This window comes from Kribbella jiaozuonensis, assembly GCF_005233875.1.
GTDB lineage: Bacteria > Actinomycetota > Actinomycetes > Propionibacteriales > Kribbellaceae > Kribbella > Kribbella jiaozuonensis.
Map to the genome: position 1 here is coordinate 18,102 of NZ_SZPZ01000008.1, position 24,311 is coordinate 42,412.

Sequence of the window (24,311 nt, forward strand, 5' to 3'; positions counted from 1 at the left end):
GTTCCTTCCCCGCCCCGGAGGTGTCCGATGTCCATCACGTTCCCGCGACTGTTCGCCGTACTGCTGCTGTTTGCCGCAACCCTGACCGCGTCGCAGGTCGTGGCCACGACGGTCGCGCACGCGGACGGTTGCTATACCTGGGGCCGCACGCTCAGCCAGGGGATGAACGGCGAGGACGTGCGGCAGTTGCAGATCCGGGTCGCCGGCTATCCCGGGTACGGCGGTCATCTCGCGACCGACGGTGATTTCGGGCCGGCCACGAAGGCGGCGGTGCAGCGCTTCCAGTCGGCGTACGGGCTGGGTGCGGACGGGGTCGCCGGGCCGGCGACGTTCAGCAAGATCTACGCGCTGCAGGACGACGACTGCACGCCGATCCATTTCACGTACGCCGAGCTGGATGACGGCTGCGGTGGGTCCGGGTACGACGGCGGGCCGTTGTCGGAGGCGGCGACCAAGGCGAACGCGCTGCAGACGATGTGGCAGCTCGAGGCGCTTCGTCACGCACTCGGCGACCAGGCCCTCAACATCTCGAGCGGCTTCCGCAGCATCCCGTGCAACAACTCGGTCGGCGGCGCGAGCAACAGCCAGCACCTGTACGGCCGCTCCGCCGACCTCACCGGCGTCCACTCCTTCTGCACAATGGCAAAGGAAGCCCGCAACCACGGCTTCGGCGGCATCTTCGGCCCGGGCTACCCCGACCACAACGACCACACCCACGTAGACATCCGCACCACAAACTCCTGGAGCGCCCCCAACTGCGGCATCTAGCCGTCAGAGGAGCTGGCTCACCGTGTGGATGATGAGGCCGACGAGGGCGCCGACGACGGTGCCGTTGATGCGGATGAACTGTAGGTCCCGTCCGACGTGGAGCTCGATGCGGGCGGAGGCCTCGCGGCCGTCCCAGCGTTCGATGGTGTCGGAGATGACGGAGACGATCTCGGTGCCGTACGTGCGTACGACGTACCCGACGGCCTCGGATGCGCGGGTGTCGACCCTCGTGCGGAGCCCTTCGTCGTTCTGGAGCCGGTGGCCGAGGTCCTGTAGCGCCTTCACCGCGCGGGCTCGCAGCGTGCTGTCCGGGTCGTTGATCGAGTCGATCAGCGCGGTCCGCATCGCGTCCCAGACCGCGGTCAGACTCGAGCCCATGTCGGGATGCGTGAGCATCCGCGCCTTCCACGCCTCGAACCGTTCCATCGTCTCCGGGTCGTGCTGCAGATCGTCGGCCAGTTGCGCAAGCAGCCGGTCGACAGCCCGCCGCGCCGGGTGCGCCTGGTTGTCGCGTACGTCGGCCAGCCACGCCAGCGCCTCGCGGTGGATCCGGTCGATCACCAGCCGGTCCACCCACTGCGGCGACCAGCGCGGCGCCCGCGGACCGACCACGTCCGCGAGCAGCTCCCGGTTATTCGCCAGCCAGTCGTACGCCTCGACCATCAGCAGGTCGAACAGTGCGTGATGCGCGCCGTCCTCGACCACCGACTGCACGAAGTGCCCCGCGATCGGGCTCAGCGGCTCCTTCACGAACCGCGGCAGCAACGACCCCCGCACGAACGCGGCCACATCCTCGTCGCCGAGCCTCGGCAACGCCGCCCCGATCGTCCGGGCGCCCTCCGCCACGATCCGCTCGGCGTGGTTGCCGTCCGCAAGCCACTCACCGGCCCGCCGGCTCACCTCCGCCGTACGCATCTTCTCCCCGACGACTTCCTCGGACAGGAAGTTCTCGGTGACGAACTGCTCCAGGCTCTCGGCCAGGCTGTCCTTCCGGGTCGGCACGATCGCGGTGTGCGGGATCGGCAGCCCGAGCGGGTGCCGGAACAGCGCCGTCACCGCGAACCAGTCGGCCAGCGCGCCCACCATCGCCGCCTCGGATGCCGCGTTCAGGTACGCCCAGCCGCCGCCGTGGTGCAGCGTCGCCACGTAGATCACCGCGGCGAGCACCAGCAGCGCCAACGCCACCGACCGCATCTGCCGCAGCCCACGCCGCCGTACCTGATCGGCCGCGCTCAGGGTCATTGTCGCCATACCCCGATTCAACCAAGTGGGCGGTGACGAGGAGGTCAGGCAAGCACCTGATTTGTCCCTCGACGTTCTATCAGGCCGGAAATCAGAGCCAGAAGCAGGCCCGCGACGGCGAGTGCGGAACCCAGCCGGCTCGGCCATTCGTAGCCGTAGCCGGCCGCGAGTACGACGCCGCCGAGCCAGGCGCCCAGTGCGTTGGCGATGTTCAGCGTCGAGTGGTTGAGCGACGCGGCCAGCGACTGGCCCTCGTGGGCAACGTCCATCAAGCGGGTCTGCAGCGCCGGCACGAGGATGCTCGCCGAGCACCCCATCGCGAAGACCGCGACCAGCGCCCCGGTCCGCGTCTGTGCGAGCCAGCCGAACGCCCCCAGTACGACGGCTACCGCGACGAGCCCGCCGTACACGCTGCCCATCAGCGACCTGTCGGCGAGCCGGCCGCCGACGACCGTCCCGACCGTCATGCCCACGCCGTACACGGCCAGCACGATCGTCACCGCGGACTCCGAGAACCCGGCCAGTTCCGTCATCGTCGGGGTGATGTAGGAGTACGTCGCGAACATCCCGCCGAAGCCGACCATCCCGACCAGCAGAGCCATCCACACCTGTGGCCGCGCCAGAGCGCTCAGCTCGCTGCGGATGTTCACGTCGCTGCCGACCGGCTGCGGCGCTACCCAGAACCACACCGCGACCAGCGTCAGCAGGCCCAACGCTCCGACCGCCAGGAACGGCACCTGCCACCCGAGCCGCTGTCCCAGCAACGTCGTCAGCGGTACGCCGATGATGTTCGCGATCGGCAACCCGACCATCGTCATCGACACCGCCCGTGCACGTCGCTCGGGCGCCACCATCGACGCCCCGACAACAGCGCCGATCCCGAAGAACGCGCCGTGCGGCAGCCCGGACAGGAACCGCGCCGCCATCAGGAACTCGTAGCTCGAGGCAACAGCCGACAACACGTTGCCGACCACGAACACTGCCACCAGGCCAAGCAGCAACCGCTTTCGCCCGGTCCGCGCGCCGAGCGCCGCGATCACCGGAGCACCGACCACGACACCCAGCGCGTACGCCGAGATGACGTGGCCGGCCGTCGGGATCGACACGTGCACGCCGTCCGCGATCTGCGGCAGCAGCCCCATCGAGACGAACTCGGTGGTCCCGATCGCGAAACCACCGGTCGCCAGCGCGAACAACGCCAGGCTGACATGCCGCGCAGTACCGCGTGTGTCAGGAGTCACCGAACTTGTCACACCTGATTGTCGCAGAGATCAGCAGGGCCACCGCGAGGAGGGCGAAGACCGCGTTCCCGATCAGATCGGCTGTCCGCGGGGCATCGAAAATGGGGGCTTCCGGGAAGGCGTGCCACGCGTAGGTGAGCATGGCGCCGCCTGCCACGGCCAGCGCGTGCATCTGGGTCCAGCCGGTCCGGCGCGAGCAGTACACCAGCACGGTCGCCGCCACGGCGTCGATGAGGAGCATGACGGCCGCGGCCAGCCAGGCGTTCTTCACCAGGTCACTCGTCACCATCCAGGCCGAGCTCAACGCCAGCGCCGCGATCGCGAACACCCAGGCCGGTGGCACTGTGCCGGTCGTACGACGCTGGGGCCGCCGGCCGACCCGGGCCGCGACGAAGACCAGGACGACGATCGCGATCACGACGCCGGCGAACTGGGCCGGGGATGCGACGAAGGAGTCCGTGCCGAGCTGGATGGCGGTCGTGGCGATGATGCCGACGACGAACAATGCGGCGTACACGCTGAAGCCGACCTTGCCGAGCCATGGTTCGCGGCGTCGTCGTGACATCGACTCGACCACGACGATCGGCACCGTGATGCTCCAGATCGTGTGCAGCCCGAGCACGAACACCGTCCACGGCGCACCCATCCCGAGGAAGCCGATGTGGCCGGGGTCGAGGAGTCGCTGGCCGGCGTAGTTCGGGTTGAACAGTGACTGGGTGGTGATGCCTTCCTCGAGGACTCCGTACGCGAGGGCGAGGATCACCACGCTCGGATAACCCCACCCGCGCCGCCGCACGACCTCCCGGATCAGGACCGCGCCGCCGCCGTACAGCGGGGCCAGGCCGATCAGAGCGAACAGCGCGGTGATCGGGATGTTCCCGAGCAGGAACTCCGCGACCAGGGGCGACAGGAAGAACAGGCCAAGGGCGGGCAGGGCTCGCTTCACACTCGTTTGCTGGGGCGCGGTAATCGTCATGCTCATCACTCTGAGGTCCGTGGGGCGGTCGTACGGATGCGATCCGTCCGGTTCCGGCGCTGACGGATGTCATGGCTCAGGGTTCGACCAGGGTCATTCTCCCTATACGGCGTATAGGGAATGTGTATTTAATGGTCGCTATGAACGACGTGACGACCAAGGACCGGATCACCGCCGCGGCGACGTACCTGCTGACCGAGCACGGCGCGGCCGGGGTGTCGATGCGGAAGGTGGCGGCCGCGGTCGGGATCACACCGATGGCGATCTACCAGTACTTCCCGGACCGGGAGACGCTTCTGAACGCGATCGCCGACGCGGCGTTCGTCGAGCTGGTCCGCCGGTGGGAGTCGGCGGAGCGTCCTACTGCGGCGGATGAACTGCTGCGGGAGATGCTGATCGATCACGTCGACTTCGCGCTCGAGCATCCCCGGCTCTACGACTACATGTTCACCGAGCGGCGTGACCAGGCGCGGAAGTTCCCCGCGGACTTCCGGGCCCGCAAGTCACCCACGCTCAACCTCGTCGCCGACGCGATCACCGCCGGCGTCGACCAGCAACTGTTCCGCGCCGACACGGACATCTGGGAAACCAGCCTGATGTTCGCCGCCCTGCTCCACGGCCTGATCCAACTCCACCACGGCGACCGCATCGGCATGCCGGAGCAATCCTTCCGCGCCCTCTGCCTCCGCCTGGGCGAAAGGATGATCGATGAACTACGTATCTAGATGGGTCGCGCTGGCAGCGGCCCTCGCGACAGGTGTGCTGCTGTACTTCGGGTCCGGCCTGCACACCGTGCCTGCGCTGACCTGGCTCGCTCCCGTTCCCGTGTTTCTGGTCGCTCCCCGCCTTCGACCCGGAGCGGCGTGGCTGACTGCGTTTGTGGGGTGGCTTCTCGGGCTGTCCAACCTGGCGCGGTATTTGCTGAGTGATCTCGAGTTGCCTGTTGTGGTGTTGGCATTCCTGCTTCTGCTAGCGGGGGTGTTTGCGGGCACCGTGTTGTTCTTCAGGGGACTTGTGGTGCGCGGGCATCCGGTGGTCGCGGCGTTTGTGGCTCCGGCTTTGTGGGCGGGGCTTGATTATCTGATTGCGAGCGTCTCGCCACACGGAGCGTTCACGAGTCTCGCGTACACGCAGGTAGAGGTTGCCCCGATCAACCAGATCGTGTCGTTGGCCGGGCCGTGGGGGCTCAGCTTTCTGCTGCTGTTCCCGGCTGCGGTGATTGCCGCGCGCAAGCTCCTGCTGGTCGGCGTGCTCGCGATGGTTGCCGCTAGCACCTGTGTGTACGGCGTTGTGCGGCTGCACGGGACGCCGCAGAGCGAGCCCGTCAAGATCGCTGTGCTGTCAGCGCAAGGAGCCGACGACGCGGGCTGGCCCGACGCTGCAGGGCCGGCGATTGTCGATCGCTACCTTCCGATGATCGGCGCGGCTGCCCGAGCCGGTGCGAAGATCGTGCTGCTGCCGGAGAAGATTGTCGATGTTCGGACGACCGATCTGCCACAGCTCTCGCAGCAGTTCCAAACGATTGCCACGAGCAACAAGATCGAGCTCGTCGTCGGTCTCACGGTGCTCGGCGACGGGGACCACAACCGCGCCCTGATGTTCCACCCCGACGGCGCCGCGCCGACGTCGTACGACAAGCACCACCTGATCCCGGGCATCGAGCCCTACACGCCCGGCGACCGGTTGGCGACGTACGACACCTGGGGTCTGATGATCTGCAAGGACCTGGACTTCCCCGCGCTGGCTCGGCAGTACGGCGAACTCGACACCTCGCTCCTGCTCGTCCCCGCGCTCGACTTCGTCGACGACGGCTGGCTGCACAGCCGGATGGCGTTGCTCCGCGGTATCGAGAACGGCATCCCGATCGCCCGTGACGGCAGCCAGGGCCGCCTGACCCTGACCGACGCCAACGGCCGCATCGTCGCCGAAACCACCGCCCCCGCAAACGGCCCGGCCGTCCTGATCGGCGAGCTCCGACCGGGGATCGATCACACGCTCTACACCGCCTGGGGCGACTGGTTCGCCTGGCTGTGCGGGCTCCTCGCACTGGTTGGGATGGTGTTGTTGAGGTCCCGCGGTGGGCGTGAAAGCATCCGGCATGGCCAACTTCGGGGACTACCAGTTGCAGATCTACCTGCAGGGGATGTTGCAGGGGACGACGCCGAAGATCACGACCGACCTGGCCCGGCTGGAGTCGCAGGCGGCCGGGAAGCTCCCGCTGGAGGCGATGGGGTACATCGTGCCGAGCGCGGGCGGCGGCGCGACCGCGCGGGCCAACCAGGCGGCGTTCGACCGCTGGCGTCTGGCGCCGCGGATGCTCCGCGGCAGCACCGACCGTGACCTGTCCTGCACCATCCTCGGTACGGCGATGCCCGCGCCGGTCCTGGTCGCACCGATCGGTGTCCAGACCCTCGCGCATCCCGACGGCGAACTGGCCACCGCTCGGGCCGCCGACACCCTCGGCCTGACGTACACGCACTCGACCCAGGCGAGCCACGCGATCGAGCAGATCGAAGCCGCCAACAAGTGGTTCCAGCTGTACTACCCGACCGACCGCGACGTCTGCCTCAGCTTTCTCCAGCGCGCCAAGGCGGCCGGGTACGGCGTACTCGTCGTCACGCTCGACACCGGGACGATCGGGTGGCGACCGGCCGATCTGGATCGCGGGTTCCTCCCGTTCCTGAAGGGGGAGGGGCTCGCGAACTACTTCAGCGACCCGGTCTTCCGGTCGAAGCTCGCGAAGCCGATCGAGGAGGATCCCGGCGCGGCGGTGATGCTCTGGGCGCAGATCTTCCCGAACGTCGGGCTGGCCTGGGACGACCTGTCGTTCCTGCGCGACAACTGGGACGGCCCGATCGTCCTCAAGGGCATCACCGCGGTCGAGGACGCCAAGCTCGCGGCCGAACACGGCGTCGACGGCATCGTCGTCTCGAACCACGGCGGCCGCCAGGTCGACGGCGCCGTCGCGTCGCTGGACGCGCTGCCCGCGATCGCGGACGCGGTCGGCGAACAACTCACAGTCCTGTTCGACTCCGGCGTACGCACCGGCTCCGACGCCGCGAAGGCGCTCGCCCTGGGCGCCAAGGCAGTCCTGCTAGGCCGCCCCCTCCTCTACGGCCTCGCCCTAGCCGGCCAGGCCGGCGTCGAGCATGTACTCCGGTGCTTCCTCGCCGAGCTGGACCTGACCCTCGCCCTCTCCGGCTACGCCAACCACCGCGAACTCAACCGCGACTCGGTGGTCCGCGCGTGAAGGCGGTGATCTTCGATCTCGATGACACGCTGTTCGATCACACCGGGTCCGCTCAACAGGCCGTTCGCGGTTGGGTGACGGGGCTCGGGATCGCGCCGACGGACGAGCTGATCGCGCAGTGGTTCGTGATCGAGGACGGGGTGTACCCGCGATACCTGGCGGGCGAGCTGACTCACCACGAACAGCGTCGCGAGCGGCTGCGTGCGTTCCTGCCGGTCCTCGGGCTGTCGGTGCCGGTGACGGATGCGGAGCTGGACCAGGTGTTCGACGGGTATCTGACCCAGTACAAGAGCAGCTGGACGGCGTTCCCGGACGCACGGCCCGCGCTGGAAGTTGCTCGGGGCAACGGTTTGCGGATCGGTGTGCTGACCAACGGGAACCCGGTGCAGCAGAACGCGAAGCTGGCAGCGATCGGCCTGGCGGACCTGATCGACGTGGTGCGCACGTCCGAAGAGCTCGGGGTCAGCAAGCCGGATCCGCTGACCTACCTGTCCACGTGTGAGGCGTTGGGAGTCGAGCCGGGGGAGACGTTGATGATCGGCGACAACCTCGAGCTGGATGTGCTCGGCGCGCGGGCCGCCGGGTTGGCGGCGCGGCATCTGGATCGGTCCGTGGGACAGAGTCTGCCGGAGCTGCTCGACCTGTTGTAGTCTTTGCGACAGAGATTGAATTCTCTGAAGCGATCATTACAGGAGGTCGCGGTGCGGAACGTGACGGCGCTGGTCCGGCGGTACGTCGACGACGGCCGGTTCCCCGGCACGGTCACGGTGGTCGCCCATCGCGACGAGGTCGTGTTGTTCGACATGTACGGGCGTCGTGACGTCGAGCGCGACCGTCCGATGACCGCGGACACGATCTTCCGGATCTACTCGATGACCAAGCCGATCGTGAGCCTCGGGCTGATGCAGCTCTACGAGGAGGGCCGCTTCCAGCTCGACGACCCGGTGGTGAAGTACCTGCCGGAGCTCGGCCGGCCGAAGGTGTACACGGACGGCTCGGTCCGCGAGTCGATCCGCGACATGACCGTGCGGGACCTGCTCATGCACACCTCCGGCCTCGCCGCCTCGAACGGGAGTCATCCGGTCAGCCTGCTGTACCAGGACGCCGGGCTGACCCGGACGTCGGACCTGACGCTCGCCGAGCTGCCGGCCCTACTGGCCGAGCTGCCGCTGCGGGCCGATCCTGGCACCCGCTGGATCTACGGGATCTCCACCGATCTCGTCGGCCGGCTGTGCGAGGTGCTCGGCGGCGTACCGCTCGATGAGTATCTGAAGACCCGGATCTTCGATCCGCTCGGCATGACGGACACCGGCTTCTCGGTGCCCGAGGCAAGCCTGTCCCGGTTCGCCGCGGCCTACGGGTACGACGATGGCGGCTTCACGCTGCTCGACGATCCACTGACCAGCGCCTACACCCAGCAACGGACCTACCTGTCCGGGGTGGCCGGGCTGGTCTCCACCGCGGGCGACTACCTGCGCTTCACCCGGATGCTCGCGGGCGGCGGTTCGCTCGACGGGACACGGATCATCGGGTCGCGGACGCTGCGGTTCATGACGATGAACCACCTGCCTGGGGGTCAGGATCTCGCCGCGTTCGCAGACTTCGGCGGTGAGACGAAGCGGGCTGGGCAGGGCTTCGGGCTCGGCTTCGGGGTGTTGCTCGATCCGACCGTCGCGCAGACCATCGGGACCCCTGGCGAGTTCTTCTGGGGTGGCAAGGCCTCGACCGCGTTCTTCGTCTCCCCGGCCGACGAACTCGTCGTCGTCTTCCTCACCCAACTCCGCCCCTCCGCCAGCTACCCGATCCGCCGCGAACTCAGAGCTGCTATCTACGCGTCCCTCGACGACTGACGCCATGCTGACAACGGATGACGGCTGCCGGATCTGGACCGACGTCACCGGCGACGGCCCGCGCGTCGTTCTGGTGCATGGCGGTCCGGGATGGTGGGACGTGTTCCACCACCTGTCGCTCCCCGGGTTCACCTTGCATAGGTGGGACCAACGAGGATGCGGCCGATCCGACCGCCGCGGCCCGTACACCCTCGACCGGTACGTCGCCGACCTGGCCACGGTCGCCGGCCCCGACCCGTGCATCGTCATCGGACATTCGTGGGGAGCTGCGCTCGCCTTGGAATATGCCCAAGCGCATCCACACGCCGTCGAGCGGTTGGTGCTGGTGTCGTCGGTCGGCCTCGACGGTCCGCCGGCCGACTACCGCGCGAGGCGTGCTGCGTTGCTGGCCGAGACTCCGGAGGACGATCCCTGGATCGCCCAGATCTCCGTGAACATCGCCGATCGGGAGACGGCCGTCGACTGGTCGAGGAAGTTGAACACGCCCTGGTTCGAGCCGAATCCGGTGTGTGCAGAGGCCTTACGGGCGGAGCTGCACGCCCTGCCGGATCGGGCCGCGGCCTGCGCGCGGGCCGTCGTACCGACGCTCCTGGTGCACGGCGCTGAAGACCTGCGGCCGCCGTACGTCACCGACAGCCTGCTGGACGCGCTGCCCAACGCAGAACGGGTAGTGCTCGACGGTGTCGGGCACTACCCGTGGGTGGAAGACCCGGACGGCTTCCAGAAAGTCGTCCGGGAGTTCCTCGCTAGCTGATCGTCCAGGTGTCGGCGCCGGTGACGAGGGCCTGCAGGTCGCCGGTGCCCTGTGCCTCCTGGGCGGTGGCGATCTGCTGACGGACCAGGTCGTCGTACGCCGGACGCTCGACCGAGCGGAACACGCCGATCGGGGCCTGGTGCAGCACGCCCGCATCGGTCAGCCGCGACAGCGCGAACGCGTACGCCGGATCGTCCGTGTGCGCGTCGTGGATGACGAGATCCGCCTCGCCGCCGGGCAGGTCCGCAACCTCGCGTACGGCGAGAGACGCGAACCCGTCACGCACCACCCCGAGATGCCCGTCCTTGCCGAAGCGGATCGGCTCGCCGTGAACCAGCGGGATGATCGCGTCGTCCCGGGTCTCCGGGTCCTTGAACGCCTCGAACGCGTTGTCGTTGAAGATCGGGCAGTTCTGGTAGATCTCGACGAAGGCCGTACCGCGGTGCTCGGCGGCGGCGCGCAGCACCGAGGTGAGGTGCTTGCGGTCGGAGTCGACCGTCCGGGCCACGAACGTCGCCTCCGCGCCGAGCGCCAGCGAGACCGGGTTGAACGGGTTGTCGACCGAGCCCATCGGCGTCGACTTCGTCACCTTGCCCGGCTCCGAGGTCGGCGAGTACTGGCCCTTGGTCAGGCCGTAGATCCGGTTGTTGAACAGCAGGATCTTCATGTTCACGTTGCGGCGCAGTGTGTGGATCAGGTGGTTGCCGCCGATCGACAGCGCGTCGCCGTCACCGGTGACGACCCACACGCTGAGGTCCGGACGCGACACCGCCAGCCCGGTCGCGATCGCCGGCGCGCGCCCGTGGATCGAGTGCATGCCGTACGTCGACAGGTAGTACGGGAACCGTGAGGAACAACCGATCCCGGACACCATCGCGACGTTCTCGCGCTTGATCCCGAGCTCGGGCAGGAACCCCTGGAAGGCCGCGAGTACGGCGTAGTCGCCGCAACCCGGGCACCAGCGGACCTCCTGGTCCGACACGTACTCCTTGCGGTTCTGCGGCTCGGTCGCGGCCGGTACGCCACGCAGGCCACCGGGCAGACTCGGCAGGCCGAGGTCGACCGTGCTCATCGTGCTCCCTCCGACTCGTGCAGTTGGCCGTTGGACTGACCGTTGGGCTGACCGTTGGTACGGCCGTTCGGCTCGGTGCGCAGCGCCTCGCCGTGCGTCAGTCCGGCGGCGGCCGAACCGAGGTGACGGGCGTCGTCGTCGATGCCGGCGGTCTCCTCGACCAGGTTGCCGATCACCTCGGCAAGCTCCGCGGCGCCCAGCGGCATACCGCGAACCTGCGCGTAGGAGACGACGTCGACCAGGTACTTCGCCCGCAGCAGCATCGCGAGCTGGCCGAGGTTCATCTCGGGGACCAGGACCTTGTCGTAGCTGCGGATCAGATCGCCGAGGTTCGACGGGAACGGGTTCAGGTGCCGCAGGTGCGCCTGCGCGATCTTTCCGCCGACCGCGCGGACCCGGCGGACGCCGGCGCCGATCGGGCCGTACGTCGAACCCCATCCGAGCACCAGGACCTTCGCCGTACCGTCGGGGTCGTCGACCTCGATCGGCGGGATCGACCGGGCGACCGCGTCCACCTTGGCCTGGCGGGTGCGGATCATCAGGTCGTGGTTGGCCGGGTCGTAGGAGATGTTGCCGGTCTTGTCCTCCTTCTCCAGACCACCGATCCGGTGGTCCAGACCCGCCGTACCCGGGACGGCCCAGGCACGGGCCAGGGTCTCCGGGTCGCGCAGGTAGGGGAGGTAGGTGGGCTCGCCCTTGTCGTTGGTCGCGTTCGGCTCGAGGGTGAAGTTCGGCTCGATCGTCGGAAGGTCGGCGACAGCCGGGATCTTCCACGGCTCGGAACCGTTCGCCAGATAGCCGTCGGACAGCACGATCACCGGCGTGCGGTAGGTGATCGCGATCCGGGCCGCCTCGACCGCGATCGCGAAGCAGTCCGCGGGGGACTGGGCCGCGAGGACGGGCAGCGGGGCCTCGCCGTTGCGGCCGAACATCACCTGCAACAGGTCGGCCTGCTCGGTCTTGGTCGGCATACCGGTCGACGGGCCGGCGCGCTGGATGTCGCAGACGACCAGCGGCAGCTCGAGCATCACGCCGAGACCGATCGTCTCGGACTTCAGGCTGATCCCCGGACCGGACGACGTGGTCACACCGAGCGCGCCGCCGAACGACGCACCGAGCGCCGCGCCGACACCGGCGATCTCGTCCTCGGCCTGGATCGTGGTGACGTTGAACCGCTTGAGCTTGGACAGCTCGTGCAGTACGTCGGAGGCCGGGGTGATCGGATACGCGCCGAGGACCAGCGGCAGGCCGGCGCGCTGGGCGCCCGCCACCAGGCCGTACGCCAGCGCGAGGTTGCCGGAGATGTTCCGGTAGGTGCCGGTGGCCATGCTGGCCGGCTTCACTTCGTACCGGACCGAGAACTCCTCGGCGGTCTCGCCGAAGTTGTAGCCCGCGCGGAAGGCGGCGATGTTCGCGTCCCGGATGTCCGGTTTGCCCGCGAACTTGGTCTGGAGGAACGTGATCGTCGACTCGACCGGCCGCTGGAACAGCCAGGACACCAGGCCGAGGGCGTACATGTTCTTCGCCCGGGACGCGTCCTTGCGGGTCAGGCCGAACTCCTTGACCGACTCCACCGTCATACCGGTCAGGTTGAGCGGGACCACGTGGTAGGCGTCGAGCTCGCCGGTCTCCAGCGGGTTCTCGTCGTACCCGATCCGCTTCAGGTTGCGGGCGGTGAAGTCCGCGGTGTCGACGATCAGCGTGGCGCCGCGAGGGACGTCCTTGAGGTTCGCCTTCAGGGCCGCCGGGTTCATCGCGATCAGCACGTCGGGCGCGTCGCCAGGCGTGAGGATGTCGTGGTCGGCGAAGTGGAGCTGGAAGGACGACACTCCCGGCAGGGTTCCGGCTGGTGCCCGGATCTCGGCTGGGAAGTTGGGCAACGTCGACAGGTCATTGCCGAACGAAGCTGTTTCTGCGGTGAACCTGTCCCCCGTGAGCTGCATCCCGTCACCGGAATCGCCGGCGAAGCGGATCACCACGCGGTCGAGCTGCTTGACCTCGATGGTCACTGTTCTTTTCATCTCCAAGTCGAAGCTTGGGTCGTCCGGCCGCCTTGTGGGCAACAGGCCGATCCCCCCGTCAGGGCGATAACCCCAATATTAGTTCGCCCTTAGAACAGAACCATGCGGAAGCCCCGGTGGTCCACAGCCTGGGACGCGGTCTTAACGGGTCGTTGGGTCAGGTACGGACGAAACCTTCCAGTGTCACACTCCGCAGCGGCTCGCTTGCGATCCGAAGTGAGAACCGGCAGGGTGTCGTCATCAAGCTGTGACTTCGAGGAGCTGTTTCATGCGTCGTGTGCTGGTCGGACTGCTGACGTTGCTGCTGGCCGGTTGCGCGGCCCCGATCGCCCCGGCGGACAGCGCGCTGAGTCTCGGCAGTACGGCGTCCGCGGCCGTCGCGGCGCAGGTTCGGACTGCGAAGATCGCGAGCATCCGGACGACGGACGCGACCAAGGGTGTGATCACGGTGGTCGGGACGCTGACGCCGGCGCCCACGGCGGGGACGCGGATCCCGCTGCATCAATGGATCCCGTCGTTGAAGCGGTGGCAGGAGGTCGCGCACGGGTACTCGTCCGGCAGCAGCGTGACGATCACCACGGTCCAGCCCGGGTCGATCCGGACGTACCGGATCGCGGTCGGTGCACAGGCGCCGTACGCCGCGGTGGTGTCGCCGATGATCAGCTTCAAGCACTACGTGTGGCGCGGGATGTTCAAGAAAGGGCTGGTCGCCGCGGGCGGAGCGGGGCAGCCGCAGTTCACCGTCGTACCGCCGAACGAAGGGCCGCGGCGGGCCGAGGCGGATCTGCTGGCGAACCAGGGCGGGTATGTCTGGGGCGAAGTGGACTCGACGGGGTGCCGGTACGTGCGGAACTGGCTCGGCAATCTGACCGATGGTCTCGTGCGGGTGTCGCTGCACAACGGGACGACGGCGATGACGTCGATCCGGATGCAACAGGAGACCGAGACCTGGCTGAACTACGACATCTCCGGCGTGACGCGGTTGCGGCTGCAGGTCGCGGACATCCGGTCCGGGTACGGCCCGTACGTTTCGATCGACTCGCTCCTGCTCTGCACGAACTAAGCTGCTGCCTGTGTCGGACAGCTATGGCGTCATCGCCGCGGTGGTCGCGCTCGGCCTGGTCGGGCTGCTCGGCGCGTTCGCGCTGAACAAGGCGCTGACGGTCACCTACCCGACCGAGGGCAAACTCAAGACCTACGAGTCCGGCGTAGACCCGGTCGGCGAGGGCTGGGCCCAGGTCCACATCCGCTACTACCTGTTCGCCTACCTCTACGTGATCTTCGCCGTAGACGCGATCTACCTCTTCCCCTGGGCCACAGTTTTCAGCACCCTCGGCTACGCCACTCTCATCGAGATGTTCATCTTCCTGGCCTTCGTAGCGGTAGGCCTCCTCTACGCCTACCGCAAGGGCGTCATCCGCTGGACCTAGTCGGTCTAGCTGTTCGCGAGGGCGGCGGCGATTGCCCAGTCTTGGGCGCCCACACCTACGGATTTGAAGACTGTGCGGCCTTCTCGCGTTGGTGGGTTGGAGAGCGCGGGGCCGAGTTCGACGAGGTCGGTTTCGGCGAGGGCTCCGGAGTTGATTGCGTCGATTACCTCGCCGGACTCCTCGAGGGCGGCTTCGCGTTGGTCGACTACGACTGTGGATGCGGTGGTGAGGAGGTTGCGGGGGAGTTCTCGCATGGTGGGGCGGAAGGCGCCGATGGCGTTGACGTGGACCGTGGTGGGGAGGGCGTCGGCGTCGAAGAGTGGGGTGGTGGAGGACGTTGCGCAGCAGATGATGTCGGTGTCGGCGATTGACTCTTCGACGCTGGTGCTTGGGGTGAACTTCGCCTCGGGGAATTCGGTCGCCAACTGGTCGGCGAGGGCCGTTGCGCGGTCAGCCGATCGGCCGGTGATGGTGATCTGAGTGATGGGTCGCACGGCGAGAACTGCGCGGACCTGGTCTGCGGCTTGGGCGCCGGTGCCGATCAGGGTGAGGCGGGTGGCGCCGGCTTGAGCCAGTAGATCGGTTGCGACGCCGACGACTGCGCCGGTGCGCAGGGTGGTGATCGAGCTGCCGTCGGCGACCAGTTGTTCGCCGTTGCCGGTCCAGATCACGGTGGCGCGGATCGCCGGTACCTGGTCGAGCGCGATCCCGATCTTCTTGACGACCGCGGTCCCGGTCGGCGTGTGGTACGCCGACATCACGAGCACCGTCCCGTCGCCGAAGATCTGCCGCGGTGGCAGCACGAAGTTCCCGGCCGCCAGCTCGCGGAACGCGTCCCGCACCGCGTCGACCGCCGTACTCATCGGAACCAGGCGGAGTACATCCTCAGCAGAAAGCACCTTCACCCGCCGAGCATATTCTGGCGCGATGGATCTGCACCGTGACGCAATCGTGGCCGATGGGCACAACGACCTCTTGATGCTGGTGGCAAGACGGCCCAAGGACGTCTGGTCGACGTACTTCCGGGAGCGCTGGATCCCGCAGTTGCGCGACGGCGGGATCGACGTACAGGTGCTGCCGGTGTTCATCGACTCGGAGTTCCTGCCCGAGGGCGCGCTCCGCGAGACGCTGCGGATGATCGAGGCTGCACACCGGATCGCGGCGGCGAACTCCGACGAGGTCGCGTTGTGTACGGCGCCTGGCGACATCGAGGCCACCACGGCCGCGGGCAAGATCGCGCTGGTACTCGCGCTCGAAGGCTGCCCGCAGATCGACACCGACGTCGAACTCCTGCAGACGCTGCACCGGCTCGGCGTACGGATGGTCTCGTTCACGCATTTCGGTCGCAGCGCGCTGGGTGACGGTTCCGGCGAGGACGCAACCGGCGGGCGGTTGACGCATGCCGGCGTCGAGGCGGTTGGATTGCTCGAGGAGCTCGGCGTACTGATCGACGTATCCCACGTCGGCCGCGCCGGGGTCGAGCACATCCTCGAGCTGGCGACCAAGCCGGTAGTCGCGTCGCACTCGAGCGCGTTCGCGCTGCGCGACCACCACCGCAACCTGACCGACGAGCAGCTCCGCGGGATCGCCGCGACCGGCGGCGTGGTCTGCGTGAACTTCTTCGCTGGCTTCCTCACCACCGAGGAGAAGCCGACGGTCGACCACCTCGCCGACCACATCGTCCACATCCTCGACGTCGCCGGCGAGGATCATGTCGGCCTGGGCAGCGACTTCGTCGCCGAGGTCTTCGGCGAGAAGATCCCCGCCTGCGACCGGCCCGTCGTCATCCAGGGCCTGGACGCCGAGCTCTACGTTCCCGGCCTAGAAGGGCCGGGCGGCATGCCCCTGGTCACCGACGCGCTGGTCCGCCGGGGTTTGCCGGAAGCAACGATTCGGAAAACCCTGGGCCAGAATCTGACCCGGATTCTGACTACTCACAGTAATCTCTGACCAGACGTCAAGCCTAGTTGCCTGGTCACCGTTTGTGATTGCGCTGGGCAACAAACATGAGTTTCAAATGCGCGTCTTAACGGTATGCGTACGGACTGTCGCCAAGTGGTCAGTTCAGGGCTATCGTGATTACACGGGGGAACGGGGCGAATACCGGACGGTGAGGCTATGTCGTGGCAACTGTGGGTAGTGATTGCACTCGCTGCTGCAGGTCTGGTGCTGGTGGCGGCGGCGCGAATGCGGCACGCCCGTAAAGTCTTCGACGACATCACCGATCTCAACCGCCCGATCCGCATGACTCCGCCGGTCACGGCCGACGACCTGGCCCGGGCTCGTGCACGGCACGCCCACCCCGAGCCCAATCGCCGCCGCCAGCACGGCTAATCGGCGTCGAGCAGTCCGTCCCGGCGCGCCACGGCCGCCGCCTCGGTCCGCGAGCGGACGCCGAGCTTCGCGAGGATGTTCGAGACGTGCACGCTGACCGTCTTCTCGCTGATGTACAGCTCGCGCGCCAGCTGCCGGTTGGTGCGTCCCTCCGCAAGCAACCGCAGTACTTCGGTCTCCCGCGACGTCAGCGCACTGGCGCCGGCGGTCTCGCCGCCACCGGTCTCGTCGAGCAGCGGCTTCGACCCCAGTTCACGACCGACCTCGGCGGCCATCGCTGTCTGCTCATTCGCCTCGGCGACCCGGCCCGCGGCCCGCAGCGCTGCGGACAAGCGGACCCGCGACCACGCCTGCTCGAAGACATACCCGTACCCGAAGGCGTCCGTCGTCCGCTCCCAGGCGGCGACATGCTCCTCCGGCGTCGGCGCGTCCACTCCGGCCAGCCACCGCAGCCGATCCCACTCCGACTCCAGCCGCGCAAGCCAGGCGAGTCCTTCGACGCCCATCAACCGTCCCGGCGGCATGCCCTTCTCAGCGGTCGCCTGCCCGGCCGCGACCAGCTCCGCGCCGCGCGAGACCAGCTCCGCGGCCGCCGACGGCTCACCGACGGCGCGGTGGCACAGCAGCTGCAGCCCGAGCGTCGCGAACCGGATCCGCCCCAGGAACCACTCCGTCTGGAACACATCGGCGCACAGCGCTGACACGTCGGTGATCAGCTTCTCCGCCTCGGCCGGCTGATCCAGCTGCCGGTACGCGTCGACGGCCGGCTGGAGCCCGATGATCGGCAGCATGATGTCGAGGTCCCACCACTTCCGGGACATCTCGAACTCCTCGGCGACCGCGGTATCACCACGCCCGCTCCGCACCGAGAACTCCACCGCCCGCAGCGCCGCCGCAGCCGCCGCCGGCGTCATCGAATCAGTCTGCGCCGTCGCGGCCGCCTCGTCCCACTCGCCGAGCATGAACTGGGTCAACGCCAGCATCCGCCGCGCGTCGAACCCGTACACGGCCCATTGCCGTCCGAGCTCACCCGCTCGCTTGGCTGCGAACGACAACGCGGCCTTCGCGTTCAGCAGGTCGCCCTGCTCGTAGTGCGTCGACCCGAGCAAGAACCGGCTTCGCACCTCGGCAGCGGGATCGCCGGTGAGCTGCGCCCGTACGGCGGCCTCCTCCAACTGCTTGGCCGCCGTCTCCGGATCGCCGGCCCGGCGGCGGAGCTGAGCGAGCGTGATCCCGGCGTCGCTGGCTGCGGACTCCTGACCGGCCTCGCGGGCGATCTCGAGCGCGCGATGCGCCCAGCGCTCTGCCTCCATCGGACGACCGAGCGCGTCGGACACCCGGGCGTAGAGCGACGCGACCTGCGCCTTGAACGCACTGGACGGATCGTCGTGGACCAGCTTGAGCGCCTGCGAGATCGCCTCGCTGGCCTCCTTGTCCTGGTCGATGATCAGCGCGATATCGGCCAGCGGCAGGAGCAGCTCGGCCCGCTGCAGCTTCGGTGCGTCCGGCGGCAGATCGGCCAGCGCCTTCCGGAGCAGCTTGAGCGCGCGCAGGTGCTGCGAGGACAGCGTGGCCGCCATCGCGGTGTCGACGATCAGCCAGGTCTTGTCGACCGTGCTTGTCGGCGCTGCGTTCGGGAACAGCTCGAGGGCCATCTCGTAGTGCTTCAACGCCTCCTGCGGCGCGGCGACGGACAGCGCTTCCTGCCCGGCCCGGACGCGAGCCTCGAACGCAGTGGCCAGGTCGTGCGACCGCGTGGCATGCCCCGCCAGCTCAGCCGCCGTACCCGCGACTGTCTTGTCTTCCAGGGCTTGCACGTACGCCGCGTGCTCGCGGACACGCTCGCCCGGCAGCAGATCGTCGTACACGGCCTCGGCCAGCAGGGCGTGGCGGAAGTAGTACCGATCGTTGGTCGGTACGTCGATGATGTGCGCGTCGATCAGCTCGCGCAGCGCGTCGTCGAGCTCGCGATCCGGCAGCTTCGCGACCGCCGTGAGGAGATCGTGCGGGACGCGGCGGCCGGCGACCGCGATCACGCGGGCGACCTGGCGCGCGTCGTCCGACAGCGGGTCGAGGCGGACCAGCAGCAGATCGGCGAGATCGGGCGGCACAGTGTCGCCGTCACCCATCGAGGCCGCGGCGGCCAGCTCCTCGGTGAAGAATGCGTTCCCGCCGGCGCGCTCGAGGATGCGACGCTCCTCGACCGCGGACAGCGGCTCGGCGAGCAACGAGTGGAGCAGCGTGCGGGACTCGTCGGCGTCGAGGGGGAGCAGGTTCACCCGGCGTACCCGAGGGTTGCGGGACCACTCGGCGATCGGCCGGCGGAGCGGATGGCGGCGGTGCAGGTCGTCGCTGCGGTACGACACGACCAGGGCCAGGCGCTGCGAGGTCAGTCGGGTGATGAGGAAACCGATCAGGTCCCGGGTCGAGTCGTCGGCCCAGTGGGCGTCCTCGATGATCACCAGGATCGGCTCGCTGGTGGCGAGCGCGGTGAACGCTCCGAGCACGGCATCGAACAGCGCGGCGCGGTCGAGCTGACCCTCTTGCGGCACGGGCTGCGCGCTGAGCAGACGGTGAGCGGGGAGCAGCCGGCTGATCGCGGGGAAGTTGGCCAGCACACTCTCGACGAGGTCGGGGCGGTCGCCGGCGAGGCGGCCGAAGATCTCGGAGAACGGCTGGTACGGCAGGCCGGCGTCGCCGAAGTCGGTGCAGTGTCCGACGAGTACGCCGAAACCGCGCTCGTGCGCACCGGTTGCCACCTCGTCCAGCATCCGGGTCTTGCCGACGCCGGCATCACCGGACAGCAGTACGGCGCCGGCGCGACGCGTTTTCGCGTCGTCCACGGCGCTCAGCAGGGCAGCCATCTCGGTCGAGCGGCCGACGAGAGGTGTCGAGTTCCAGGGCACGTCGTCCATCTTCGCCCCTGGAGCCGACACAAATCGACGGTATCCCGTCCGCGGAGCCCCGGTTCTGCTGTCAGCGTGAGACTTTGCGGGAAAAAGAGCGCCGTCCCTGATCGCGTGATCAGGGACGGCGGCTGGGGCGGTCATCGGGCCGTGGTGGGTCGGAGGGCCCGGCGCGAGTGCCGCGGCTCGGGCTGCGAACCCTTCGCCGGGCGCTGCTTGCGGGTCACGTTCCCGAAGTCACGCTTGGTCCGCTCGAGGCGGTACGCGGTCTCCGCCTTGATCGTGTCCTGGCTCAGAGGAGTGTTGAACATTGTTTCCCTCCCTTCAGGCTTTCCGGCCGAACAGCTGGCTGATGGTCCGGCGGGCCCCGGTGTTCCGGTGCTGCCGGAAGTCACGGCTGAGACGCTCCCTGCGGTACGCGACCTCTGCCTTGACCGATTCGTTCGTGTACATGTCTTCCTCCGTCTTTCGGTGCCAGCTCCTTGCTGACAGGTACCAATCTGCTCGTCTGAGGTAGGCCCGCACATCGGAACTCCTCCCTATCCCCGGGGGCCGCTCTGCCTTAGGTGTTCTTAGGGGGTCCTAGGAGGTGCCTAAGGCGCTCGAAAACGGCGGGGTCCGCGGGCCTGCGGGCTGTTGGGAGATGCCCTGGAAGACGGCGGCGCGGCCGGCCGCGGAGCGCCGCCCGCGCCTGTGGGGAGGGGGCCTGGGGCGGTGACCTGGCGGTCACATCGCCGGACGGGCACGCAGCTCGGGCGCACAGGGCGCGGGCGGCTGCTGCTTCTGCTTGCGCTGGAACCAGAACGGACGCTGGAAGTCGTGCCGGATGCGTTCCTGCCGGTACTTGATCTCGGCCCGCACCGCGTCGGTCGAGTACATGAACATGATCTCCTCCGAGCTCCTGTCGATGAGAAGACAGTGCGCCCCTGAGGAGGCGGCCCACATCCGCACAACTCCCTATGCCAGAGGCAACTAACGCCTTAGGTACGCCGGGACCGCCTACCCCGCGTGCTACGCGGATGCTTTCTTCGTCGCGCTGCTCCTCAGCGCACCCGCTCCGCACGCACCCGCCCACCCCCGGCTCAGCGCCGTGCATCCCCTTCCGGCTATCGCCGGACGTGCCGGCTGTCGCCGGAGTTGCCGGCTTATCGCCGGGTGTGCGGCTTATCGCCGAGTTGCCGGCTGCCGCCGGAGTTCCTCGCTGCGCTCGGAGCGACCGCACCGTGGCGGGGCGTGCTCGTCGTCGGTGAAGTGGACCCGCAGCGGCGGCCCTCAACCCGGACGCGTCGCCCTGCCGGAGTACATCGACGCAGGTGGCCGAGACCGGTGGCGCGCAGGCCAACGGGTCCACAAGTCGCTCGACCGTCTACGGTCAGGCCGCACCCCGAGGCGGTCACCGCGCGGCAGCGCGCACGGGTACGGGCGGCAGCCCGCAGACCCGGCGATAAGCCGGAAACCCGGCGATAGCCGGCCACTCCGGCGGCAGCCGGCACTCCCGGCGATGAGCCGAACACTCCGGCGGCAGCCGGCCACTCCCGGCGATAAGCCGGAAGCACCCGGCGGCAGCCGGCACGGTCCGGCGATAGCCGGAAGGGGATGCACGGCGCTGAGCCGGGGGTGGGTGGGGTGCGTGTGGAGTGGGTGCGCTGAGGAGTGGAGCGACGAAGAAAGCGCCTGCGGAGCAGGCGGGGGAACACGCGCGGGAGGTCAGCTGCGGTAGGACAGGCTCAGTTCGTAGTGTTCTGGGTCCAGGAGTTCGTCGGCGTGTTCGGCGAAGCGGTCGTCGGCGGTCCAGCTGGTGCGGGTGGTGTGGAGGAACCAGGTGTTGTCGGGGCGGTTCAGGTGACCGGCTTCGACGGGGGTGAGTGGGCGGCCGCGGAGGCGTTGTTCGCAGTGGTCGAGGTAGAGGCCGGCACGGTTGAGTGTGACGCTGATCGAGTCGTTGTACAGACCGCGTTCGGGCAGATCGCGGAGGGAGTCCAGCGCCGGGATCCGGCTGCGTTCGAGCGAGATCGCCGTACCGTCCGTCAGCTGTCGGACCCGCTCGATCACCACCACCTCCGCCGACTCGAGGCCGAGCCGCGACGCCAGCCCCGGATCGTCCTCGCGTTCGATCCGGACCGTTCGCATCCGGGTCTCGACGCCCTGCGCCGACAGCGCGTGCGTCCACCCCAACCGCCCGTCCAGCGGTCGCCCGTCGAACAGCACATACGACCCCTTGCCGGTATGCGTCGCGATCAGCTCGTCCTCGGCCAGCACCGCGAGTGCCGCCCGGACCGTGTTCCGGCTGACCGAGAATCGGCGAGCCAGTTCCACCTCGCCCGGCAGTTGCGCGCCTCGCCGTACGACGCCGGACCTGATCTCCCGCGCGAGGACCCGCGCGACCCGTTCGTGTTTCAGGGAGATCCGGCGCATCACCGCAACTGCTCCACGCTCACGATCTCGATCATCGGTGCATAGAGACGCATGATGTCGAGCGCCTTGTGGTGGTTCTCGTCGGTCGATCCCGCGCACGCCTCTTCGACCACTTGGACCTGTACGCCGGCGTCGACCGCGGCCAGCGCCGTACTGATCACGCAGCAGTCCGTCGTCACCCCGCCCAGCACCAGCCGCCCATCCGCCCGCGCCGCGAGCGCAGGACCCCAGGCACCAAAGGTCGTCTTGTCCAGAGTTGGAGCGCCCTTGAACTCGTCGACGAGCTGATAGTCGTCAGCATCCGGCGGCTGCAACGCAAATGGAAACTCCTCGTAGTACGGCACCCACGCACCGCTCGGCTTCTCCGGCGCCACGAACCGCGTGAAGACGACATCCGCCCCGAAGATCGAGATCAGCTGCTTCGTCGGCTCGATCACCCGCTCGAACCCCGGCGTCGCCCAGCCGGACTTCGGATCCGCGAAGATCCGCTGCAAATCGATCAGTGCCAGCACCATCAGGCAGCCGCCTCCTGCCGGCGTACGGCGGCCCCGCGGCCGAACCACTGCACGAGGAACCCGATCACCAGCGCCACCAGTACGCCGAGGTTCGCGTACGCCCACGCGCCGTCCTTGCCGCCGAGGGCGAACGGCCCGAGCAGGTAGCCCTGCCAGGTCAGCCACGACGCCAGCGTGTTCGTGACGAGTCCCCAGCCGATGCCGGTGGCAACGAGCATCGTGGCCACGGGCAACCACTGCACGTCGCCGTACCGCCCGTTCGCCCGGTACAGGTCGTCCTCGGCGTAGTTCCGCTGCCGGGCCGCGATGTCGGCGAGCATGATCCCGCACCAGGCCGCGATCGGTACGCCGAGCGTGATCAGGAACCCCTGGAACTGCCCGAGGAAGTCGCCGCCGTAGAAGACGACGTAGATCGTCCCGCCGATCATCACGACACCGTCGATGAACGCCGCGACGTACCGCTTGACCGGCAGGCCGAGCGACAGCAGCGCGAGCCCGGACGAGTAGATGTCGAGTACGGCGCCGCCGACCAGACCGAGCACCGCGACGATCACGAACGGCACCAGGAACCACGTCGGCAACGCCTCCGCGAGCGCGCCGATCGGGTCGGCGCCGATCGCCTTGCTCAGGTCCGGGGACGAACCCGCGAGCAGCAGACCGAAGATCAGCAGTACGACGGGAGCCACCGAACCGCCGAACGTCGTCCAGCCGACCACGCCGCGACTCGACGCCCGGCGGGGGAGGTACCGCGAGTAGTCCGCGGCCGCGTTCACCCAGCCGAGCCCGAAGCCCGTCATCAGGAACACCAGTGCGCCGATCACCGCCTGCGCAGAACCGCTCGGCAGCGCGGACACCGTGCTCCAGTGGATCTGGTCGGCGACCAGGATCATGTAAACGACGGTGAGTACGCCGGTGACAATCGTGATGACCGTCTGCGCGCGCATGATCAGGTCGAATCCGAGTACGCCGCAAGCGACCGTCAGCAGACCGACGACGACCAGCGCGATCACCTTGGTGACATTGCCGCCGCCCCAGCCGAGCCGCTCGAACACGGTCGCCGTCGCGAGCGTCGCGAGGATCGTCAGCACGGTCTCCCAGCCGACGGTCAGCAACCACGAGACGAGCGACGGAAGCTTGTTGCCCCGGACACCGAACGCGGCGCGGCTGAGCACCATCGTCGGCGCCGATCCGCGCTTACCGGCCAGTGCGATCAACCCGCAGAGCAGGAACGAGAACACCACCCCGATCACGCCGGCGATCACCGCCTGCCAGAACGAGATCCCGAACCCGAGCGCGAACGCGCCGTAGCTCAGCCCCAGGACGGAGACGTTCGCGCCGAACCACGGCCAGAACAGCTGGCTGGGACGGCCCTTCCGGTCCGCGTCGGCGATCACGTTCAGCCCGTTGCTCTCCACCGAGAGCGCCCGGGTCTGCTGCACCTCGAGCTGATCAGCCATGGTGTCTCCCCACCGGAGTGGACCTGTTCAGTCCTGTTCAATCACGGTAAGCCCGGCCGGTCGGGTGGTCAACAATGAAC

The 24,311-nt window shown here is 68.4% G+C and carries 24 protein-coding genes; 11 read left to right on the forward strand and 13 right to left on the reverse strand.

Translation table 11 applies throughout. The features are described 5' to 3' along the window. Positions 1-27 precede the first annotated feature (27 nt). Positions 28-768, forward strand: a complete 741-nt coding sequence (locus FDA38_RS41365; protein WP_137256625.1) for a D-Ala-D-Ala carboxypeptidase family metallohydrolase — start codon at positions 28-30, stop codon at positions 766-768. A 3-nt stretch (positions 769-771) separates the two neighbouring features. Here FDA38_RS41365 and FDA38_RS41370 read toward each other — a convergent pair whose 3' ends face one another. The 3 genes from FDA38_RS41370 to FDA38_RS41380 are packed head-to-tail and all read right to left on the reverse strand — an operon-like array spanning position 772 to position 4,227. Then, the gene (locus FDA38_RS41370) at positions 772-2,019 is read right to left on the reverse strand and encodes a DUF445 domain-containing protein (protein WP_137256626.1); all 1,248 of its coding nucleotides are present in this window, start codon (positions 2,017-2,019) and stop codon (positions 772-774) included. 35 nt (positions 2,020-2,054) lie between these two features. Next, positions 2,055-3,251 (reverse strand): MFS transporter, encoded by a 1,197-nt coding sequence (locus tag FDA38_RS41375; protein WP_233714922.1) that lies wholly within the window; start codon positions 3,249-3,251, stop codon positions 2,055-2,057. After that, complete coding sequence (locus FDA38_RS41380; RefSeq protein WP_137256628.1) at positions 3,241-4,227, reverse strand: hypothetical protein; 987 nt, start codon at positions 4,225-4,227, stop codon at positions 3,241-3,243. Before FDA38_RS41380 ends, FDA38_RS41375 begins: the two co-directional genes overlap by 11 nt. Before the next feature lie 140 nt (positions 4,228-4,367). On the opposite strand from FDA38_RS41380, the gene FDA38_RS41385 reads away from it, so the two are divergent. The 6 genes from FDA38_RS41385 to FDA38_RS41410 are packed head-to-tail and all read left to right on the forward strand — an operon-like array spanning position 4,368 to position 10,081. Continuing rightward, positions 4,368-4,952, forward strand: coding sequence for a TetR/AcrR family transcriptional regulator (locus tag FDA38_RS41385; RefSeq protein ID WP_170989857.1), 585 nt, complete (start codon positions 4,368-4,370; stop codon positions 4,950-4,952). Next, positions 4,936-6,567, forward strand: a complete 1,632-nt coding sequence (locus tag FDA38_RS43335) for a nitrilase-related carbon-nitrogen hydrolase (protein ID WP_137256630.1) — start codon at positions 4,936-4,938, stop codon at positions 6,565-6,567. The genes FDA38_RS41385 and FDA38_RS43335 overlap by 17 nt, the downstream gene beginning before the upstream one ends. Then, positions 6,455-7,477 carry an alpha-hydroxy-acid oxidizing protein gene (locus FDA38_RS41395; protein WP_233714923.1) on the forward strand — a complete coding sequence of 341 codons (1,023 nt, stop codon included), beginning with the start codon at positions 6,455-6,457 and terminating at the stop codon, positions 7,475-7,477. Before FDA38_RS43335 ends, FDA38_RS41395 begins: the two co-directional genes overlap by 113 nt. Further along, entirely contained in the window at positions 7,474-8,127 is a 654-nt protein-coding gene (locus tag FDA38_RS41400) for an HAD family hydrolase (protein ID WP_137256632.1), read from the forward strand. Before FDA38_RS41395 ends, FDA38_RS41400 begins: the two co-directional genes overlap by 4 nt. 51 nt (positions 8,128-8,178) lie before the next feature. Next, on the forward strand, positions 8,179-9,327 hold the full coding sequence (locus FDA38_RS41405; RefSeq protein ID WP_202877810.1) for a serine hydrolase domain-containing protein: 1,149 nt from the start codon (positions 8,179-8,181) through the stop codon (positions 9,325-9,327). A 4-nt stretch (positions 9,328-9,331) separates the two neighbouring features. Continuing rightward, positions 9,332-10,081: an alpha/beta fold hydrolase gene (locus FDA38_RS41410; RefSeq protein ID WP_137256634.1), complete on the forward strand. Its 750-nt coding sequence runs from the start codon at positions 9,332-9,334 to the stop codon at positions 10,079-10,081. Here the strand turns inward: FDA38_RS41410 and FDA38_RS41415 are convergent. Next, positions 10,074-11,153, reverse strand: coding sequence for a 2-oxoacid:ferredoxin oxidoreductase subunit beta (locus tag FDA38_RS41415; RefSeq protein WP_137256635.1), 1,080 nt, complete (start codon positions 11,151-11,153; stop codon positions 10,074-10,076). The two genes, FDA38_RS41410 and FDA38_RS41415, sit on opposite strands and share 8 nt — an antisense overlap. Further along, entirely contained in the window at positions 11,150-13,174 is a 2,025-nt protein-coding gene (locus FDA38_RS41420; protein WP_233714924.1) for a 2-oxoacid:acceptor oxidoreductase subunit alpha, read from the reverse strand. Before FDA38_RS41420 ends, FDA38_RS41415 begins: the two co-directional genes overlap by 4 nt. Positions 13,175-13,442: 268 nt before the next feature. Here FDA38_RS41420 and FDA38_RS41425 point away from each other — a divergent pair, with 268 nt between their 5' ends. Both FDA38_RS41425 and FDA38_RS41430 read left to right on the forward strand, forming a co-directional pair. Continuing rightward, entirely contained in the window at positions 13,443-14,237 is a 795-nt protein-coding gene (locus tag FDA38_RS41425) for a hypothetical protein (RefSeq protein WP_137256636.1), read from the forward strand. Positions 14,238-14,247: 10 nt separating this feature from the next. Beyond that, positions 14,248-14,604: an NADH-quinone oxidoreductase subunit A gene (locus FDA38_RS41430; RefSeq protein ID WP_137256637.1), complete on the forward strand. Its 357-nt coding sequence runs from the start codon at positions 14,248-14,250 to the stop codon at positions 14,602-14,604. A 5-nt stretch (positions 14,605-14,609) separates the two neighbouring features. On the opposite strand, the gene FDA38_RS41435 is transcribed toward FDA38_RS41430, so the two are convergent. Then, positions 14,610-15,509, reverse strand: a complete 900-nt coding sequence (locus FDA38_RS41435) for an ornithine cyclodeaminase family protein (RefSeq protein ID WP_137256638.1) — start codon at positions 15,507-15,509, stop codon at positions 14,610-14,612. A gap of 22 nt (positions 15,510-15,531) precedes the next feature. Here FDA38_RS41435 and FDA38_RS41440 point away from each other — a divergent pair, with 22 nt between their 5' ends. Both FDA38_RS41440 and FDA38_RS41445 read left to right on the forward strand, forming a co-directional pair. Continuing rightward, positions 15,532-16,554 carry a dipeptidase gene (locus FDA38_RS41440; RefSeq protein ID WP_137256639.1) on the forward strand — a complete coding sequence of 341 codons (1,023 nt, stop codon included), beginning with the start codon at positions 15,532-15,534 and terminating at the stop codon, positions 16,552-16,554. Positions 16,555-16,722: 168 nt separating this feature from the next. Next, a complete protein-coding gene (locus tag FDA38_RS41445; RefSeq protein ID WP_137256640.1) occupies positions 16,723-16,938 on the forward strand; it encodes a hypothetical protein in 216 nt (71 codons plus the stop codon). Here FDA38_RS41445 and FDA38_RS41450 read toward each other — a convergent pair. From FDA38_RS41450 to FDA38_RS41465, 7 genes are all read right to left on the reverse strand, one after another. After that, positions 16,935-19,874: a helix-turn-helix transcriptional regulator gene (locus FDA38_RS41450; RefSeq protein ID WP_233714925.1), complete on the reverse strand. Its 2,940-nt coding sequence runs from the start codon at positions 19,872-19,874 to the stop codon at positions 16,935-16,937. The genes FDA38_RS41445 and FDA38_RS41450 overlap by 4 nt on opposite strands. Positions 19,875-19,984: 110 nt before the next feature. Beyond that, positions 19,985-20,155 (reverse strand): hypothetical protein, encoded by a 171-nt coding sequence (locus FDA38_RS42550; protein WP_170989858.1) that lies wholly within the window; start codon positions 20,153-20,155, stop codon positions 19,985-19,987. A gap of 13 nt (positions 20,156-20,168) precedes the next feature. Then, on the reverse strand, positions 20,169-20,297 hold the full coding sequence (locus tag FDA38_RS43520; protein WP_267901761.1) for a hypothetical protein: 129 nt from the start codon (positions 20,295-20,297) through the stop codon (positions 20,169-20,171). Positions 20,298-20,570: 273 nt separating this feature from the next. Continuing rightward, positions 20,571-20,723, reverse strand: coding sequence for a hypothetical protein (locus FDA38_RS42555; RefSeq protein WP_170989859.1), 153 nt, complete (start codon positions 20,721-20,723; stop codon positions 20,571-20,573). Between the two features lie 828 nt (positions 20,724-21,551). Further along, the gene (locus FDA38_RS41455; protein ID WP_137256641.1) at positions 21,552-22,259 is read right to left on the reverse strand and encodes a GntR family transcriptional regulator; all 708 of its coding nucleotides are present in this window, start codon (positions 22,257-22,259) and stop codon (positions 21,552-21,554) included. Continuing rightward, positions 22,259-22,774, reverse strand: a complete 516-nt coding sequence (locus tag FDA38_RS41460; RefSeq protein ID WP_137256642.1) for a cysteine hydrolase family protein — start codon at positions 22,772-22,774, stop codon at positions 22,259-22,261. Before FDA38_RS41460 ends, FDA38_RS41455 begins: the two co-directional genes overlap by 1 nt. Continuing rightward, complete coding sequence (locus FDA38_RS41465; RefSeq protein ID WP_170989860.1) at positions 22,774-24,231, reverse strand: purine-cytosine permease family protein; 1,458 nt, start codon at positions 24,229-24,231, stop codon at positions 22,774-22,776. Before FDA38_RS41465 ends, FDA38_RS41460 begins: the two co-directional genes overlap by 1 nt. Positions 24,232-24,311 lie beyond the last annotated feature (80 nt).

Coding starts and splice junctions, on each gene's coding strand:
- FDA38_RS41365 (WP_137256625.1), top strand. CDS start 28: ATGTCCATCACGTTCCCGCGACTGTTCGCCGTACTGCTGCTGTTTGCC.
- FDA38_RS41370 (WP_137256626.1), bottom strand. CDS start 2,019: ATGGCGACAATGACCCTGAGCGCGGCCGATCAGGTACGGCGGCGTGGG.
- FDA38_RS41380 (WP_137256628.1), bottom strand. CDS start 4,227: ATGACGATTACCGCGCCCCAGCAAACGAGTGTGAAGCGAGCCCTGCCC.
- FDA38_RS41385 (WP_170989857.1), top strand. CDS start 4,368: ATGAACGACGTGACGACCAAGGACCGGATCACCGCCGCGGCGACGTAC.
- FDA38_RS43335 (WP_137256630.1), top strand. CDS start 4,936: ATGAACTACGTATCTAGATGGGTCGCGCTGGCAGCGGCCCTCGCGACA.
- FDA38_RS41395 (WP_233714923.1), top strand. CDS start 6,455: ATGGGGTACATCGTGCCGAGCGCGGGCGGCGGCGCGACCGCGCGGGCC.
- FDA38_RS41410 (WP_137256634.1), top strand. CDS start 9,332: ATGCTGACAACGGATGACGGCTGCCGGATCTGGACCGACGTCACCGGC.
- FDA38_RS41415 (WP_137256635.1), bottom strand. CDS start 11,153: ATGAGCACGGTCGACCTCGGCCTGCCGAGTCTGCCCGGTGGCCTGCGT.
- FDA38_RS41420 (WP_233714924.1), bottom strand. CDS start 13,174: ATGAAAAGAACAGTGACCATCGAGGTCAAGCAGCTCGACCGCGTGGTG.
- FDA38_RS41425 (WP_137256636.1), top strand. CDS start 13,443: ATGCGTCGTGTGCTGGTCGGACTGCTGACGTTGCTGCTGGCCGGTTGC.
- FDA38_RS41440 (WP_137256639.1), top strand. CDS start 15,532: ATGGATCTGCACCGTGACGCAATCGTGGCCGATGGGCACAACGACCTC.
- FDA38_RS41445 (WP_137256640.1), top strand. CDS start 16,723: ATGTCGTGGCAACTGTGGGTAGTGATTGCACTCGCTGCTGCAGGTCTG.
- FDA38_RS42550 (WP_170989858.1), bottom strand. CDS start 20,155: ATGTTCAACACTCCTCTGAGCCAGGACACGATCAAGGCGGAGACCGCG.
- FDA38_RS43520 (WP_267901761.1), bottom strand. CDS start 20,297: ATGTACACGAACGAATCGGTCAAGGCAGAGGTCGCGTACCGCAGGGAG.
- FDA38_RS42555 (WP_170989859.1), bottom strand. CDS start 20,723: ATGTACTCGACCGACGCGGTGCGGGCCGAGATCAAGTACCGGCAGGAA.
- FDA38_RS41455 (WP_137256641.1), bottom strand. CDS start 22,259: ATGCGCCGGATCTCCCTGAAACACGAACGGGTCGCGCGGGTCCTCGCG.
- FDA38_RS41460 (WP_137256642.1), bottom strand. CDS start 22,774: ATGGTGCTGGCACTGATCGATTTGCAGCGGATCTTCGCGGATCCGAAG.
- FDA38_RS41465 (WP_170989860.1), bottom strand. CDS start 24,231: ATGGCTGATCAGCTCGAGGTGCAGCAGACCCGGGCGCTCTCGGTGGAG.